Below are 17342 nucleotides of genomic sequence, written 5' to 3' on the forward strand. Positions count from 1 at the left end.
CGAAAAAAAAAGCCGGCGTCGACCGCCGGCTTTCACTTCGTTCCGATCAAGCCTGAACCGGCTCGACAGAAGCAAGGTTTCTTCCCTTGCGGGAATGGTATTTTACCACACCGTCAACGGTTGCGAACAGGGTATCGTCTCTTCCGCAGCCAACATTGTTGCCAGGATGGATTTTAGTTCCTCTCTGACGAACCAAGATTGAGCCGGAAGTAACGATCTGACCGCCGAACACTTTTACTCCGAGATATTTCGGATTCGAATCGCGGCCGTTTTTGGCACCGCTACCACCTTTTTTGCGTCCCATATCAACCCTCCAACAAGTCTTTCAATAGTCCGATCCGGTTTCCACCCGCATTACGACCGCCTTCGGGTATTCTTTCTCGATAGAAGAAATCCCTTCGCGTAAAAAAGCGGCCGCATATTGCAGAAAAGGAAGATCCTCTTCCCTCCAGGCTGTTACGCGGAATGCGAGCGACCCGCGTCCAGCCGTTTCCGCTTCCGTCTCCAAACCGGATCGGGAAGCGAGCATTGCCAGGGTGGTTCTCAGCAGAACAGTGACCGAGGCGCACACAATGTCCGCGCCTTTCGCTCCCTGACCTGCGTGTCCCCGGGCGGAGGCGGAAACCAGATTTCCCGACGCTCCAAGGACCACACCCACGGCTATCAAGGCTTACGCCCCGATAATATTCTCTACGGTTATCATGGTGTACCGCTGGCGATGTCCGATCGTCCGGTGATAGTCTTTCTTCGACTTATACTTGTACACGATAACCTTTTTATCCTTGAAGCTGTCTCCGACTACTACCTGAACCTTAGCTCCGGATACGTAGGGAGCGCCGACCGTCGTCTTACCGTCGGCGGAAACCATCAGGACAGTGTCAATATCGATCTTGGCGCCTTTTTCGGCGTCGATCAGGTCAACCTGGATCTGGGCGCCTTTCTCGGCTTTGTACTGTTTACCCTTATACTCGACAAGTGCGTACATCTTGAACCTCTATACAAAAAATATTCGTTTCTCCGGCGTATTAACGGGTGTACACCGAAGGCACTTTACAACACGTATCCGCATTTATATAACGAAAAGGCCGACAACGTCAACCCCGCGGAACAATTCTACATCGTCTCCAGGAACGGCACCAGAACCAGGTGCATCGCGTTCTTCAACACGATCAGCGTCGCCCTCACCAGTTCAAGCCGGGTTCTGCCCAGATCCGCGCTGCCGGCGGTGATTATCGGGCAATCATGGTAAAAACGGCTGAAGCACTTGCAGATATCGTAGAGAGAAGCGGTAACCGCGCTCGGATCGTGGTTTTCAGCCGCCCGGGCAGCCTGTTTCGGGAAATCCTCCAGCGCTTTCAACAGTTCCCACTCGGCGTCGTGTACGAGAAGATCGGGCTTGACGGAACCGCCTGCAAGCGGTCCTTGAGTTAAAACGCCGTCCGGCCCGGGAGCGCCGCCTTCCTCCACCTTGCGCAGGATCGAAGAGATGCGGGCGCCCATATACTGAAGGTAGGGACCAGTGTTCCCCTGGAAGGAGAGCGATTCCTTCGGGTTGAAAATCATGTCCTTTGTAGGGCTCACCTGCAAGAGGAAATAATGAAGCGCGGCGAGGGCGATTTTCTCGGCAACCTCGGCCGCATCGCCGACGGCCTCTTCCCTGCCCTTCGAGGCGATTTCCTCGAGGGCGCCGTCGCGGAGACTGTTGATGAGATCGTCGCCGTCGACAACGGTGCCTTCGCGGCTCTTCATCTTGCCTTCAGGAAGATTCACCATGCCGTAGGAAAGGTGATAGAGATCGCGGGCCCACTCGTAGCCGAGGAGCTTCAGGACGTAGAACAGAACCTTGAAGTGGTACTGCTGTTCGCTGCCCACCACGTAGACCAGCTGGTTGAAATCCCAGTCGCCGTGGCGGTATATCGCGGTCCCGATGTCCTGCGTCATATACAGGGCGGTTCCGTCCTTGCGAAGCAGAACTTTTTTATCGAGGTTGATGGGAGAAAGATCGACCCAAACTGAACCGTCTTCTTCTTTATAGAAAATGCCCTTCTCCAGGCCCTCGAGAATTTCATCGCGGCCTTTCAGGTATGTTTCGCTTTCGTAATAGAGCTTGTCGAAGGAAATTCCCGTCCGCTCGTAGGTTTGCGCGATTCCCCGCTCAGCCCAGCTGTTCATCGTTTTCCATAATTTCAGGGTTTCGGCGTCTCCGGCTTCCCAGGAGCGCAGCAGCTCCTGAGCCTCCTGTTCGGCCTGTTCGGGATGCTCCTTCGCGTAAGTATTGTACGCGACGTAGCAGTCTCCGACGAATCGGTCGGATTTTACCCCGCGGGATTCGGGCGTTTCCCCTGCGAAAAACTTCTGGTACGCCAGCATGGATTTGCAGATATGGATGCCGCGGTTGTTGATGATGTTTACTTTATACACCTCGGCGCCGCAGAACGCGAGAATGCGCGAAACGCTTTCGCCCAGTGCGTCGTTGCGGAGGTGGCCGAGATGGAGAGGCTTATTGGTGTTCGGGCTTGAGAACTCGATCATGATCCGCTTGCCCTTCTGCGTTTCGGGTCGGCCCCAGGAAGAACCGGCGGAAATGATCGCTTCGAGGGTTTTGCCGGCGGCGGCACCCTTTGCCAGAAATACGTTCAGATACGGTCCGACCGCCTTCGCGGTTCCGAGGGCCTGGACGGCCGGATCGGAAGAAAGCAGGGCAGCCGCTTCCGCGGCGATTGCGGGAGGCGCCATGCGGAAGGTTTTCGCGAATGAAAAAAGAGGGAACCCCATATCGCCCATGGCGGGGTCTGGCGGAATCTCGGACGAAAGGCTTTCCGCCTTGATCTCCGGCGAATCCGGAGCCTTTGCGAGCCGCAAGGTTTCAAGAGCGCCGGCTACCAGCGCCCTCCATTCTGTCCGCATATCTGCCATGTAACATCTCCTCGAAATAGAGGTGTATAGTACACAAAAAGAGAGGCCGTTTCAATGAGGATCATCGGTTAAAAGGGCGTCGGCTACGCTTCGGACTTAGAAAAAACCGGCAAAGGCTGCCATCTGGACGAAGTTTCCTGCGCCCTGGCGGCGGGACGAGCCGTAGCGCTCATTGCAGGAGGTGCAAGACCCTGCGTCGAGCAGATGCTCGGGAAGAATGCCCCGCTCGAGAGAGTGCAGGCGATTCGCCTCAGCGAGAGACAGCCGCCACGGCCAGGGGCTCTTATCGCGCGCGCGCTGTTCGTCCAGTACGCAGACCGTTTCGCCGAAGGAGGTTCTGAACCAATCGGCGCGCTCCTGATCGACGGTATAGCAGCACGACCTGATATGAGGACCGAGAATCGCCCGGACATCGGACGGCTTCGAGCCCCACTGAACGGAAGCAAGCGCAAGGGCTTCGCCGATGATTCCCGTGCCCTTCCATCCTGAGTGAAGCACCCCGAAAAAGCCTGAGACCGGATCGTAGAGATACACCGGCATGCAGTCGGCGACGGTGACGCAGGGAACGAGCGAAGGGTTCCGCGTGAGGACGCCGTCGCCCTCGGGAAAATGCGAAAGATCGGATGCATCGCGGGAAACCAGGACGATTCGCGAATGAGTTTGGCTCGCGGAAGATACCCTGGACGGATCGATGCCGAGGGATGAAAAAAACAGAGAGCGGTTATCCGTGTCGCGAACCGCTTTTTGAGAGCCCGAGGGAGCGAGGCTGATGGCGCATTTGGGAGCCTCCGCGTCGGCATTCAGGCCGGGGAAGGAAAAAAACTCGACGGCTTCCATCGCCTATTCCTTTTCAATACGCTGGATTTCTTCCAGGATCTCGATGATGTCGCGCATGAGCTGGCGAACGCCGGCAAGGTCCTTTCTGAATTTATCGTTTTGCTTGCCCTGTATCGAAGCGAGATTAATCAGCGTTTCGTAGGGACCGCCCCTGACGACGTTGAGAACGCCGCCGAGAATCGCGTCCATGCTTCGGAAGGCCGATATGACCCGGCCGGCTATCATTTCGGCCTCGGACTCGATGGAAAGCATGAGATTTTCCAGCCGGGCCTTGCCCTTGACCGTCGCGATCTTTTCGCGCTGGATGAGCTCGAAGCCTTCGCCGATGTCTCCCTTGGGCGAGAGGCGGGTCTCGAAGGTGTCGAGAACCTGCTGTTGATGTTCCAGGGTGCTGAAGGCGTCGGTATACTCCACCAGATTCTCGCGTCGATAGAAATCGCCCTCGATCAGGAGAACCTTGAGCGGCTTCATTATCACAGCGGGGTAGAGTTTTCTGAAAACGCCCTTCAAAAAGGCGATTGTGAGCTCGCGGGACAGCGACAAAGGAAGCCACATCCCTTCCCAGGGATGGTACAGGAGCGAAGGCAGCTCAGGCAGATCGAGCATGGTCAGAATCCGCTTTTCCATCATCGCCTTGCGATGAAGCCGGCTCCATTCCGTCCAGCGGCCGTCGAACCGTTTTTTCCACGCGAGCTTGTAATATCCAAACCAATCTTCCCCGCCTTCAACCGGAGACGGGCTCCACGCGACGTCCCTCAACGTGAATCTGACGAAGCCGGCTACCGGCACCGTGGATTTAAAGCGCCGGATCGTGGTGAGGTGGGCGGTCGCCGAGTCTACGAAAGAGCGGCATTCCCGGTCGATGTCGAATTTATCTTCCCCGAGGCGGGGTTGGATGGAAAACAGAAAAAGGCTTTCGAGCAAAAGCACGGGAACCCGCTTTCCGCCCGCGAGGATGTTCGCGAGAGCCCTGACGTCCTCTGCGATGGAATCGACCAAACAGCCGTCCTTTCCGGAACCGACGAAACCGAAGCGGGCGATCATCCGGTCGAAGGCCAGATCGCAGAATGTCTTAAGCCATTCTATGGCCTGTGCAGACTGGTACATGCGCAAGCGTTCCTGTTCGGAGATGGACATGAAGGCCTTTTCCATCGAGCGTGTGATCGATACGCGCAGGTCCCTGCCCGGATCCTCCTGAAACGGCACGGCGAAGGGATCAGAAGCCTTGACCAGCTCGGCGTCGCAGTCCTTCATCAACAGGGATCCGAGTATGAGATAAAAACCGCCCTTATCGTTTTCGTACGCGGTGAGAAGGGAGCGGAAAAAAGCCTGAGACCGGCGAAGCTCGCCCAGCTTGACCTGAAATCCGGATGAATAGGTGCGCGTCCGCGGCTCGATCATATCCCCGCATACGCGGGAAAGATCCCTGCCGAGAACCCTGACCAAATGGTCGGCGTACGCCCGGGTCGGCGAGGAGGACGAAAGAAAAGCGCGCATTGTATACCAGAAACGAACCCAGACGGGCTGCTCCAAAAGCTGCGCTTCCGGCGATATGCGATCTTGTCCGGGAAGACGCTTTGATTCGGCTGAGAGATTCGATTCCGCCTCGGACAACTCGGACAATTCCGCGAGCTTGCGCAGCATGTCTTTCCGTTCAGCGGATTCAAGGGAGATGACCAGGCGTTCGAAGGTGTCAAAAGTTCCGTTCATACCCTTCCAAGTATGCCCCATATCGCTGTAAAAGACCAGCACATTTCAGTATCTGTCAGACCACGATGAAACGGGAGGTATCCGCTTCAAGATCGTTGATGAAGGACCTGTTCGACTCCGTCAAATCAAGAATGCTGGCGACCGCCTTATTGATCTCTCCCGTGCCTGTTAATATCTCAGCGTTATTATCGTTTACCAATGACGTAGTTTCGCTCAACCGCGAGACAGAAGTCTGGATCAGCGAGTTCGCTCCCCTCATCTCCTCGGCGGCGATGCGCACGCGAGAACCAATGGCTCTCAGATCGCTGATTCCCGTTAATAGAGAGGTGCTTCCGGCATTTTGTTCTTCAAGGGCGATGCCGACTCCGTCTATCAGCTCGCTGACCTCCCTCACGTGGGCAAGAATTCCATGGAACGAAGAGTTCGCTTCCTCGGAAAGACCGGAAACGACTTGAAGACGATCCTTCGCCTCGCGCAGATCCGCCGATACCCTTTTGGCCTGCTCGGACGACTGATTTGCGAGACTCCGGATTTCATCGGCGACGACCGCGAATCCCAGGCCTGCGCTTCCGGCATGAGCCGCTTCTATCGCCGCGTTCATCGCGAGCAGATTCGTCCGCGCGGCGATCATGCTTATGACCTTGGCGGCCGCAAGAAGATTGTCGGAAGATTCGTTTACCGACCGCACGGCCTCGCTTACCGAGTCTATCCGTTCCCTGCCGGAATCGGCGATGAGAACCAAATCGCCCGCGGCGGAGCTGACCTTTTCAGTGGTGGCGGCAAGAGAGGAAATATTTGCCAGCAATTCCTCTACGGAAGACGCAGAATGCTCGATGACTCCGGCCTGCCGATTGACTTCCGCATCAAGCTGCTTAGTCTGTCGATCTAATAAAACAACCGATTCCGCAGTGTTTTTTACCGCTATCTCCTGTGCCTCGAGATGCAGCTTGTTATCGGAAATTCGTTCATTGATGCGGAGTATGGACGCCGAGGTTTCTTCCATTTCCGCCGACAGCTCAAGACCCGTCCCGCGAAGCGCAGCCACTTTGATTTTTGTATCGCGTATGAGCAATGAGAGATTATCCCTCAATCTGTTTACAGACCCGGCAATGGCAGATATTTCATCCGAACCCGATTCCGGGACGGCTGCGGTTAAATCTCCGTTGCCCATGGGAATCAACGCATCTTCGATCAACGATACCCGCGAGCCGATGGATTTTCCGGTTAACAGGGTATACGCAGCGAGAAAAAGCGACAACAGAATCGATATCAAAACCGAAATCCCCACCCCGAGAGTCTTTCGTTGCTCGACAAGATCGGTTATCAGGGATTCCTGCTCCGCTATGGTAGTCGTCAAAGAAGTCATGGTTGCGGAAGCCCCTGCGATCTTGGTGAAGAATACATCGAGCCGTCCATACACGTCGCTTAAATCATATTTTTGTCGGGTATACTCGTTCGTATAAAAACGAATCAGAGGGACCGACTGAATTTCAAAAAAATAGCGTTTTACATCCATCGCCAACAGATCGTATATTTCCAAAACTTCGGAAGAAGCCGCATCGGCGAGAGGTCGAAGATTTTTTACTATTTGCACGGCTGAAGCGAGTTCGCCGCCCGCTGAATTCAATTCAGTTATTCCGTCAACCCGATCGAACGCCCGGTCCAAAACTTCAGAAGCCAGAACGAATCGTTCGCGGGCTCCGGCCATCGTATTGCTGTCGAGAGAATTGGTGGCGGCGGTAAAATCAACGCAAGCGCGGGCCAAATCCGAAAGAATGGACCGTTCGCGGTCTATGCGTTCCATGCTGCGAAGAGTCGCGATGAAAATAACGGTTACCAGCACTACGGCAATAACTACAAATACGGTTTGCGATAACAAGGTTCGTCGTATGGTCATACAGATCCCCTTTGATCATTAACGCTTCACGCAAATGCGTTAACGTTACCTCACTACTGTAAGCCATGTAAGCGGATTTGACAATTAGAAATGAATGGTTGTTGAACAGGCAGAATATGAAAGAGAAAACGTTTTCTATACCTACCGGTAGGTATAGCGGAGACGGCAACGGACAATAAAAAAGCGCCGCTTGTTAGCGGCGCTGCCGGTCCCTACGGGAATCGAACCCGTCTTTAAAGATTGAGAATCTTTTGTCCTAACCGATAGACGAAGGGACCATAAGGAACTTTCGACTGGCGAAAGGACCGTGAAAGCGATTTCCCCAGGGAGGATTCGAACCCCCACAAACAGAACCAGAATCTGTAGTGCTACCATTACACAACCGGGGAATGCAAGGCGAGAATGAAACTATCATTTCCGCCCTTCTTTGTCAACAGGTTATTCGCCCTGATATTCGATTAAAGTTGTGACTTCCGCGTCGCCGAGAACCTTCTGATAATTCAGAAACGGTAGTCCGACCACGCCGAAAAATCCCGCAACCTCGGCTCCGCCCTGCTCCAAAACGTTCTTGGCGGCGTTGAGAGTTCCGCCGGTGGCGATCAAATCGTCCATGACGAGAATCCGTTCTCCCGATTTCACGTCAGTCTGATGGACCTCGATCTCTGCGGTTCCGTACTCAAGCGCGTATTTGCATGCCCAAGTCTTTCCGGGGAGCTTTCCCTTTTTTCGGATGAGAATCAGCGGAATTCCCATGCGTTCGGCGAAGGGCGCCGCGAAAATGAAACCGCGCGATTCGATCGCGGCGATCGCGTCGATTTTACGATCCTTATAGATTTCAACCATGCGGTCGATGCAGAACCGGAACGCTTCGGGATTCACCAGAATGCCGGTAATATCGTAAAACAGAATTCCGGGTTTGGGGAAATCGGGTATTTTGCGGATCGCATCGTCGAGCGAAAAAGTGCTGTTCATGCCGAGAATAGTAGTACAGGAACGCCGATCGCGTCAACGAGAGGGAGAGACTCCTATCTGCGGCCGTTTTTTCGGAAGCCTTCCACGCGGGCGCTCGCCGTTTCGGAAAACGAACTGACGATGCCCCGGGAAAGATACTGATAGCCCAGCCCGGCGACCATGGCGGCGTTGTCCCCGCAAAGAGACAAGGGAGGGAATACGCACTCTATGTCCGTTCGTTCGGCTAAAAGCTTGCGGAGACGGGAATTGGCCGCCACCCCTCCTCCCGCGACGACGGTTGTCAGACCAGTGTCTTCGACGGCGCGGAATAACCGGGACAGCAGTATTTTTACAGCCGCTTCCTGAAAGGCCGCGGCGAGGTTTTCATCGGTTCGTGGATACGAGGGATTCCAAAACTGGTCGATCTGGTTTATCGCCGCCGTCTTGAGCCCGGAATACGAGACATCGTATCGATGTTCGCCCTTGTGAAGGGAGGGCATCGGGAAGGCGGCCGCGCGCGGATCCCCTTTTTCGGCGAGGCGGTCGATGACGGCGCCGCCCGGATATCCAAGGTTGTAGAATTTAGCGACCTTGTCGAAGGCTTCTCCCGCGGCGTCGTCTATTGAAGTCCCGAGAACTTCGATCTGGTCGTAGCCGGCGACTTTGCAGATGATCGTGTGTCCGCCTGAAACCAGCAGGCCGAGATAAGGATAGGAGACATCGGCCGCAAGATGAGCGGCATAGAGATGGGCGAGCATGTGGTTGACCGCGATGAACGGCTTTCCGAGGGACCAGGAGAGGGTTTTTCCGAAGGTCAGTCCCACCAGCAGGGAGCCCATGAGTCCCGGCCGGCCGGTCGCGGCGATTCCGTCGATTTCGCCGGGCTTTAATGAGGCTTTATCAAGAGCCTCGCGTACGACGGGCAGAATCCATTCAGTATGCTTGCGGCTCGCGATCTCGGGAACCACGCCCATCCATTCGGCATGAAAGGGAATTTGGGTTGCCACGACATTGGATATGATCGTTCTGCCGTCCTCTACGACAGAGGCGGCGGTTTCATCGCAGGAAGTTTCGATCCCAAGGATTTTCATTCCTCGAAATCTCCCTCCACGGCTATGCGGGCTATTGTGGAAAGAGAAAACCCTTGAGCCGCTAGTTCGGGGTACATTTCAACGAGTATATTCGCCAGATCATTGGACCAGATATGGCCTATCATGATGGCCGTTCCTTTTTTTTCCGCTATGTGCATGCCGTTGCGCACGGCTTCCATTATCTCGATCCGATCCTGGCTATTGTCAAGAAACACTGCACGCTCCCAAATGGTCATATTCAAATCCCGAGCCGCGGCCGGAGCGGCCGTCGCGGAATTAGTCCGGGAGTCGAGGAAATAAATACCCCGCTCCCGCGCGATCTCCAATACGGTCTTCATGGCTTCGCGGTCGGCGGTGATCATCGATCCTTCATGATTGTTCATGCCCGCTACCGGCCACACCTCGTCAAGATTTTCCCGCACCACAGCGCGGATCTCGTCGGCGCTCATGCCCTGCCTGATCGCGCCCGGACCCGGATCCATCTTGAGATTCAGGGCTTGCATAGGCTGATGAAGAATAATTTCCTTTCCCGAGGCTCTGATCCGTTTCGCCGCTTCCCGAGAATACTGTAATCCCGGAAGAACGGCAATAGTGCACGGAAAGGGAAGCCGGAGGAAGGGTTCAAGCTGGGCAAGATTATGTCCCGCGTCGTCGAAAACGAAAAGGAGAGTTCCCTTTCTCTTCGGAGGCAGCGGTTTTTCAACCGGGGGAGCCGCAGGCGCCGCGACCTTTAGCGGTTCCGTTTTTTGCGGAGGAACCGGTTTCCGAGGCTGCGGAGCCTTGACAGCCGGCGGAACGCCCCTTGCGCCGGCGGGTTCTTTGACGGGCGGCGGCGATTCAGGCTTTTGTGCCGGCGCGGTGCGCTCGACCGCCGGCGCTGCGACCGGGGAAGAAGCGGATGGCGCTTCGACCAGGGGCGAAGAAGCCGGCGACTCGCGAGCGGCGGACGGAGGAGCTTCCGGCGGCGAAGCCCCGGGAGATGACGGACGGGAGACAGCCGGAGCCGACGACGCCGGCTGTGCGGAAGAGGCTGACGGGTTTTCCGGAAAATGGCGTACGGCCAAAAGGACGGCGGATATAACAAAAACCGCCGCAAGGAGAATCAGGTTGAACCTGAATTCCGCGGCGGTCATTTTCTTTTTTTGCGTGCGGTTTTCTTTTTACGGGTTGTTTTCTTTGTCGGAGCCATCGGTCTCAAAGATAAAGACCGGAAGCTCCGCTGTCAACCGTATACGAGCTCCCGCAGTTCGGAGGATCGGGTTTTAAGCTTTCGAAGCGCCCTGAGTTCGATTTGCCTGATGGTTTCCGCTGAAACGCCGTACTGGCCGCCGATTGTCTTCAGAGTCTGCGGTTTTCCTTCGTTCTGCAGATTATACCGCTTCATCATGATGTCGCGTTCGGTATCCTTGAGATCCGATAAAATATTCACCAGCGAATCCTGCGTGTACTTTTTCATAAATTCTTCTTCAGGATTATAGGTGGTGTCCGGAATCAGATCCTTGAGGGAGGCTGAATCCTCTGAATCGAGCTGCACATCGAGGCTGGTCACCGCGCCGGAGCACCGCATGATCTCGCACACGTCGCGCAGGGAAAGATTAAGATGGTCGGCAAGCTCCTGTGCGTTCGGCAGGCGGGAGAGCTTCTGGAACAGCTCGGACGACGCGCGGCGGATCCGGTTCGCGAGCTCCTCCTTGCGGAACGGCAGGCGGATGAGCCTCTTTTTATTCGCGATCGCGCGGGTGATGGACTGTTGAATCCACCAGCAGGCGTAGGTAGAGAATCTGACATTGTAGCCGAATTCGTATTTCTGGGCCGCGGTGATCAGCCCGAGATTACCTTCCTGAATAATGTCGAGCAACGGCATATCAGGTGCGGCGTATTTTCTGGCCACGGTTACAACCAGACGCAGATTGGACTCGATCAGTTTTTTTCTAGCGCAAATGTCTCCAGCCTGTATCTTCTTCGATAATTCAAGCTCTTCATCAAAACTAAGCAACGGATACTTTCTGATTTCTTTAAGGTACTCATTTATTGAATCTTGATCGCACATAATGCCCCCGACACCTAATAAGCAAGAATCATGCCAAGTTCATCAGGAGTAAAACAAGATGTACATTTCTATATATAGTAACGGTTTTCATCCAGAGAGATAAAGGTAAAGGATGCAATACTGTATCCTTTCGTGCACAATAATGGCGAGAAACTGTATGATAAAGTGTTACAGCATTGTAAATTCAGGCAGATAAACGCGATGCATAACACAGAAAAAGGTAAAAAACAATAAAAAAGGGCCGATAATTCGGCCCCTGTATACAAAAATGCACAGCTCTGAATCAGGAAGGAAGGCCCTTGAGCATGAGCGCGCACATGACTGACGAGTCGCCGACAAGATTATCCAAAAGACAATATTCATTCGGCTGATGGGCTGTTTCATCCATTCTGCTCCACACCACGGCGTCGTACCCGGCGTTCCGCAAATAGGCGCCCACGGTTCCGCCGCCGATGCCGATGGGCCGTGCTTTCACCCCGTAGATCGTCTCGATCGCCGCGGAGAGCGCTTTCACGACGGGAGCATCTACCGGTGTCGAACGCGATTCGACGGCCTGTTCCTCGATCCAGGAAATAGACACGCCGTGTTTTTGTTCGACAAGGCGGACAAGCTCCGTTATCCTTGTTCGCACCTGAGACAGGGGGTAGCAGGGAAGAATGCGGCAGTCCATGCAGAACACGTCGTCTCCGGGAATCGTATTTATGTTCGGCACATTCGCTTCTTTTTTCGTCGGCTGGAAAGTTGACCGGTCGGGCTCGAACAGGGGATCGCGGCGGTCGAACTCCTGCTCAAGAGCGTTCAACCGGAGCGCCAGATCGCAGGCAGCAAGATGCGCGTTCGCGCCCTGATCCGGGCGGGAACCGTGGGTTTGCTTTCCCTTCGTGGAAAATTTCAGCCACAGAAGGTTTTTCTCGGCGACTTCGATGGTCGCGCCCTGTTCGTCTCCGCCGTCGGGTATCACGATGATGTCCTGGGGGCGGAAGAGGTTGTGCTCGCGCAGGAGGTACTGGATGCCGTAGGCGGATCCGACTTCCTCATCGGCCACGAACAAGAGTTTCACCGTATGCGACGGAACGATGCCGGTGCGGAGAAACGCGAGGGCGGCGAAAATGGAAGACACCAGACCCTGCTGGTTATCCTCCACCCCCCTGCCGTAAATTTTTCCGTTTTCTTCCTTCACTGTCCAGGGATCGGTGTTCCATTTCGACAGGTCTCCCGGAGGCACGACGTCGAGGTGGGTCATGAACCACAGAGTCCTCGAGGGATCCTTTCCCGGTATGGTGACGACAAGATTTGGCCGTGTGCCGGAGGGAACGCGGGAATCGGGCGCGTCGTAGCGTTCGAACGAGGAAAAGCCCATTTCGCGGAGCGCGAGGGCGAGGGCTTCGCACTTTGCCAGCTCTCCATCTCCGCCGGACTCGGGAGCCAGGGCGGGAACAGAAGTCAACAGCGTTTCAAGGGAGACCATCTCCCGAACCTGCGAGGCGATAAAGCCCTTCAGGGTATCAAGTTCATTCATGTTTCATCCTTACAAGACGTTCTTACGATTCAAACCTTCGGAGCTTTCGCGTTTTTGTACACGGCCCAGGTGGAGCTGATGAGGGTGTCCACATCAGAGTATCGGGGATTCCACTCGATCTTTTCTTTCGCAAGGGCCGATGTCGCGTACAGGGCCGAGGCGTCTCCGGGACGGCGGCCGACGTACTTGGCGGGAATCTCCTTGCCGGTGATTTTCCTGGCGGCTTCCACCATCTCGGTCACGCTGACTCCTGTTTCGCTTCCCAGGTTGACCGTCAAACTCTCTTTCCTGGAACTAATATACTCAAGCGCCTTGACGTGGGCTACCGCGAGATCGGAGACATGAACGTAATCGCGGATGCAGGTGCCGTCGCGGGTGTCGTAATCCTGCCCGAAAATCTGGAGTTCCTTGCGCCAGCCGGCGGCGACTTCCATGATGATGGGAAGAAGATTCTGGGGATTCCGCTCGAGGCCGGTGATTTCTCCCGAAGGGTCGTAGCCTGCCGCGTTGAAATAGCGAAGGGCAGCGAACTTGATGCCGCGGATGACGTCGTACCATTTGAGAAAGCGTTCGATTTCCAGCTTGGTAAAGCCGTAGTAGCTTTCGGGATTCGTAGGGTGCTTCTCGTCCATCGGCACATACTCGGGCTGGCCGAATGTTGCGGCAGAGGAGGAGAACACGATGTTTTTGCATCCGTTGGCGCTCATCGCGTTCAGGATGTTGAGGGTTCCGGTGATGTTGTTCACCGAATATTTTTCAGGCTCGGACATTGATTCTCCGACGGCCTTGAACGCGGCGAGGTGGACGCAGGCGTCGAAGCCCTTCGCGAAGGCCCCGTTGATGTCGTCAGGATGGCGTATATCTCCGGCGATGAAACCGGCGCCCGGAAAGAGGTTCCCGAGCTGGCCCGACGAAAGATTGTCGAAAACGGTTACCGCATGGCCCGCCGAAAGAAGCGCTTTAACTACGTGGCTGCCGATGTATCCGGCGCCGCCAATTACCAATACCTTCATGATTTTTCCTCCAATTGAAGCAGGACTTCTTCCCACTGGGCGGATAAATCCGCTGCCAGGGCTTCCAGTCTCTCTATTTCGCTTTGCACAAATTTACTTTTTTCGCCGTCGGAATAGACCGCGGGATCGCACAATTCGGCCTCCCGAGTCGTTTTTTCAGATTCAGCAGCCTCTATCTCCGAAAGAAGACGCTGCTCTTCCTTCTCGAGTTTTCGCCGTTCAGCCTTATAGCGCTTTTCCTCTTCATAGGAACGGGCCCCGGAAGAAGACTGAACCGAAACCGAAACGGAAGAAGCGGAGGGCGATTTCTTTCCGGAGGGCGAGCCTTCGCCGGAAAACGAGCCGGCAGCCTCGGCTTCCCGTTCGAGCTGCGATAGATAATATCCGTAATCGCCCGGAAAGTTACGCACGCGCGACGGAATTCTCGTTCCGGCATCCGAAGCTGGGTCTCCGGCGGTGAGTTCGAGAACCCGGGTAGCCAAACCCTGAATGAAGCCGCGGTCGTGCGAAACAAAGATCACGGTGCCGCCGAATTCCTTGAGCGCTTCAAGGAGGACGTCCTTGGAATGCAAGTCCAGGTGGTTCGTCGGTTCGTCCAGGATGAGAAGATTCAGAGGCTTCAGGAGAAGGCGCAACAGGGCGAGACGGCTTTTCTCTCCTCCGGAAAGCACGTTCACCGGCTTGTAGATATCGTCGCCCCGGAAAAGAAAGGACGCAAGCATGTCGCGGAGGCGGGGAATGAGCTCTAGAGGGGCTTCGGACTCCAGAAGATCGAGAATCTTTTCCGGACCGGTAAGGGTTTCCGCGTTGTCCTGGGAGAAATAGCCGGCGGCTACGCCAGATCCGAGGGTTACGGTCCCGCCGGTCGCCTGATCCTGGCCGGCGAGTATGCGCAGCAAGGTCGATTTACCGGCACCGTTGCGTCCGACAACGACGAGGCGTTCGTCTTTTTCCAGCACGAAGTCGAGATTGTCGATAATCAGCCGGTCGCCGTAGCTTCTGCGCAAGCCCTTGGCGGTAAGGACCAACCGGCCCGAATGCGGGGCTGGAGGAAAACGGAAGCGCATTTTCTTGAGGCTCTCCGGGATTTCGATCCGCTCGATTTTTTCGAGCCTCTTGATCCGGTCCTGCACCATGGCGGCCTTCGACGCGTTATAGCGGAAGCGGCGGATGAAATCCTCAGTGCGGGCGATTTCTTCCTGCTGCTCCTCGTATTTTTTCATAAGGGATTCGAGCTCCTGGGCCCGGATCTGTTCGTAGCGGGTATAGGTGCCGGCATAACGCTTCAGCGCGCCGCCGAAAAGCTCGTACACCTCGTTGATGGTGACGTCCAGAAAATACCGGTCATGGCTGACGATGAGAAAGCCGCCAGAGAAATCCGAAAGCCAGGACTCCAGCCAGTTGCGGGCCTCAAGATCGAGATAGTTGGTCGGTTCGTCGAGAAGAAGAATATCGGGCTTTTCAAGCAGGATCTTCGCAAGCGCGACGCGCATCTGCCAGCCGCCCGAAAACTCGGAGACGTTTCGGCCGAGATCCTCGAGCGAAAAGCCCAAACCAAGAAGCGTTTGCTCGGCAAGGGTGTGGCGGCGGTGCCAGCCCGATTCCTCGAGGGCCTGCTGGGCTTCGTGGTGCTCCTCGACCAGGCGAGCGATGCGTGTTTCGTCGCCCCCGAGAGAACCGGTGCGGGCAAGCTCCTCGCCCAGGGCTTCCATCCGCTCGAGCAGCTCGCGGCCGCGGGAAAAAGCCGTTTCGACTTCTTCGATCAAGGGCCGGCCCGTATGCACAATACCGGATTGGGGAAGATAGGACACGCGGGTGCCCTTCTGGATCGCCCGTTCTCCGCCGTCGGGAGCGATGGTTCCGGCGAGCACCTTCATCAGGGTCGATTTTCCCGAACCGTTGGCGCCGGCAAGGGCCGCGCGCGTGCCCGCGGCGAGATTCAAAGAGACGCTGTCGAGTATATCGCGATTCCCGAAGGCCAGAGAAACCCGGGAAAACTGTACAAAAGCCATTAATAAACCTCGTTTGCGGGACTGAAAAAGAGAACCGTGGGAGTAAGATTCCGGGACTGCACGAGAGCGTCCTTCACGGAAAGGACATGTTCAAGCTTCAAGCCCTCGGAGGAAAGCTGATACAGGAAGTGAATCCAGGAATCCGAGCCGTCGAACTTGAAGGAGAGCACGCCGTCGAAATCGCCGGACCAGGAAGCGGGAATAAACACCCTGTTTTCGACGCTGCCGCCCGCTCCGGAACCTGCCGGGATTATCTGCGGGCTTAGCAGCTGGTATCCGCTCCAGAGGAAGCGTCCGGTTTCGGGGAACTGCAGCACTCCGTAATTGCCTGAACTGAAGGCGCGGCTCAGCGAGCGGATAGATTCGAGAACCGAGTCCCGGCGGGCCCGCTCTTCGCTGACGAGAGACTCCGGAGAGGAATCCAGGGCGGCGAAATAATGAGCCTGGGGCATGCCGTTCTCGTCGGTAAACTGGACTAAAATGGAATTGCGGCGGCGAACCTGAACAGACAGCGTCGAGCCTTCGAAGCGGTAGTCTCCGTCGTCTCCCCGTACAACCGAGGAATACGGGAAGGTCCTGACGCCGGTTTCGTCTTCGATCCTGGCCACCAGGGAATCCCGGCCGGGGAAAAAACCCCATTGGGGACTGATTTTATCAAGATCGATGCGAGAGCTTTCGATCATCGTTCTCCAGGAATCAGGGTACCAGGCGCGGGAAAGAAGGTTCTCCAGCACCGGATCGGGTCCCGAGTCGGTCTGAACGATCTGTTCGCCGGTGTATTCCCGTTCGTCGATTATCGTCAGATTATAGGAATAGCACCAGCCCAGAGATCCGTCGTCCGTCATCACTTCGTACCAATCGCCCGGAAGAGCCGAGTTTCCCGACATGACGGGGGCGCCCTCTCCCTTGCGTACCAGTTTTATCTGCTGGCCCGCGCGGAGGCGGTATACCTGGCGCGCCGTGTTCTCGGGGGCGCTGCGTATCGGAAGCCCGTCGATCTTGACCAGGGCGTAGGTGTACCGGTATTCGGCGTCACGTTGAGCGGCTTTTCGGGCGGCGGAACGCGACTTATAGAGCTGTATCTGCCACAGAGGCACTTCGAGGCGGTCCTTCGAGTCTTTCGAACCGATTACATAGACTTTGCCGATATTCGACTGGACGAAAACGGGAACTACGTCTCCCGCGTGCAAATCATGATCGGGAACCGACCAGGCGAGAACGCCGTAGCCGATTTTTCCGCCGCAGGAAGACACTGCCAAGAGAGAGAGAAGGAGAAAAATCCTCAGGATGTTTGCAGAAAAGCGTCTGTTTAGAGAAAAAATCATCACCACACAATACCTCAAGAG

Annotated in this window: 15 protein-coding genes and 2 tRNA genes; all 17 read right to left on the reverse strand. The window is 55.7% G+C overall.

Annotated features, from left to right (window positions below):
- Positions 1–46 precede the first annotated feature (46 nt).
- Positions 47–304, reverse strand: coding sequence for a 50S ribosomal protein L27 (gene rpmA, locus K7J14_RS10955; protein WP_230756109.1), 258 nt, complete (start codon positions 302–304; stop codon positions 47–49).
- Positions 305–325: 21 nt separating this feature from the next.
- Positions 326–658: a ribosomal-processing cysteine protease Prp gene (locus K7J14_RS10960; RefSeq protein WP_230758878.1), complete on the reverse strand. Its 333-nt coding sequence runs from the start codon at positions 656–658 to the stop codon at positions 326–328.
- Positions 659–670: 12 nt separating this feature from the next.
- Positions 671–985: a 50S ribosomal protein L21 gene (gene rplU / locus K7J14_RS10965; RefSeq protein ID WP_230756112.1), complete on the reverse strand. Its 315-nt coding sequence runs from the start codon at positions 983–985 to the stop codon at positions 671–673.
- A gap of 128 nt (positions 986–1113) precedes the next feature.
- The gene (argS, locus tag K7J14_RS10970; RefSeq protein WP_230756114.1) at positions 1114–2916 is read right to left on the reverse strand and encodes an arginine--tRNA ligase; all 1803 of its coding nucleotides are present in this window, start codon (positions 2914–2916) and stop codon (positions 1114–1116) included.
- Between the two features lie 96 nt (positions 2917–3012).
- Positions 3013–3753 carry a polyphenol oxidase family protein gene (locus K7J14_RS10975; RefSeq protein ID WP_230756116.1) on the reverse strand — a complete coding sequence of 247 codons (741 nt, stop codon included), beginning with the start codon at positions 3751–3753 and terminating at the stop codon, positions 3013–3015.
- 3 nt (positions 3754–3756) lie between these two features.
- Positions 3757–5463, reverse strand: coding sequence for a DUF5312 family protein (locus K7J14_RS10980; protein WP_230756117.1), 1707 nt, complete (start codon positions 5461–5463; stop codon positions 3757–3759).
- Positions 5464–5518: 55 nt separating this feature from the next.
- On the reverse strand, positions 5519–7360 hold the full coding sequence (locus tag K7J14_RS10985; RefSeq protein WP_230756120.1) for a methyl-accepting chemotaxis protein: 1842 nt from the start codon (positions 7358–7360) through the stop codon (positions 5519–5521).
- A gap of 206 nt (positions 7361–7566) precedes the next feature.
- Positions 7567–7638 (reverse strand) — tRNA-Glu (locus tag K7J14_RS10990).
- A gap of 40 nt (positions 7639–7678) precedes the next feature.
- Positions 7679–7749, reverse strand: a tRNA-Gln gene (locus K7J14_RS10995).
- 49 nt (positions 7750–7798) lie between these two features.
- A complete protein-coding gene (locus tag K7J14_RS11000; protein ID WP_230756122.1) occupies positions 7799–8332 on the reverse strand; it encodes an adenine phosphoribosyltransferase in 534 nt (177 codons plus the stop codon).
- A gap of 53 nt (positions 8333–8385) precedes the next feature.
- Positions 8386–9402 (reverse strand): tRNA (adenosine(37)-N6)-threonylcarbamoyltransferase complex transferase subunit TsaD, encoded by a 1017-nt coding sequence (gene tsaD / locus K7J14_RS11005; RefSeq protein ID WP_230756124.1) that lies wholly within the window; start codon positions 9400–9402, stop codon positions 8386–8388.
- Positions 9399–10535, reverse strand: coding sequence for a divergent polysaccharide deacetylase family protein (locus tag K7J14_RS11010; RefSeq protein ID WP_230756126.1), 1137 nt, complete (start codon positions 10533–10535; stop codon positions 9399–9401). Before K7J14_RS11010 ends, tsaD begins: the two co-directional genes overlap by 4 nt.
- Before the next feature lie 89 nt (positions 10536–10624).
- On the reverse strand, positions 10625–11452 hold the full coding sequence (locus K7J14_RS11015; RefSeq protein WP_269062458.1) for a sigma-70 family RNA polymerase sigma factor: 828 nt from the start codon (positions 11450–11452) through the stop codon (positions 10625–10627).
- 283 nt (positions 11453–11735) lie between these two features.
- Positions 11736–12971 (reverse strand): M20 family metallo-hydrolase, encoded by a 1236-nt coding sequence (locus K7J14_RS11020; RefSeq protein WP_230756130.1) that lies wholly within the window; start codon positions 12969–12971, stop codon positions 11736–11738.
- Between the two features lie 29 nt (positions 12972–13000).
- Positions 13001–13984, reverse strand: a complete 984-nt coding sequence (gene galE, locus K7J14_RS11025; protein WP_230756132.1) for a UDP-glucose 4-epimerase GalE — start codon at positions 13982–13984, stop codon at positions 13001–13003.
- On the reverse strand, positions 13981–15996 hold the full coding sequence (locus K7J14_RS11030) for an ABC-F family ATP-binding cassette domain-containing protein (protein WP_230756134.1): 2016 nt from the start codon (positions 15994–15996) through the stop codon (positions 13981–13983). The genes galE and K7J14_RS11030 overlap by 4 nt, the downstream gene beginning before the upstream one ends.
- Complete coding sequence (locus K7J14_RS11035; RefSeq protein WP_230756136.1) at positions 15996–17321, reverse strand: SH3 domain-containing protein; 1326 nt, start codon at positions 17319–17321, stop codon at positions 15996–15998. Before K7J14_RS11035 ends, K7J14_RS11030 begins: the two co-directional genes overlap by 1 nt.
- Positions 17322–17342: the final 21 nt, after the last annotated feature.

This window comes from Teretinema zuelzerae (genome assembly GCF_021021555.1).
In the GTDB taxonomy this organism is placed as follows: Bacteria; Spirochaetota; Spirochaetia; order Treponematales; family Treponemataceae; genus Teretinema; species Teretinema zuelzerae.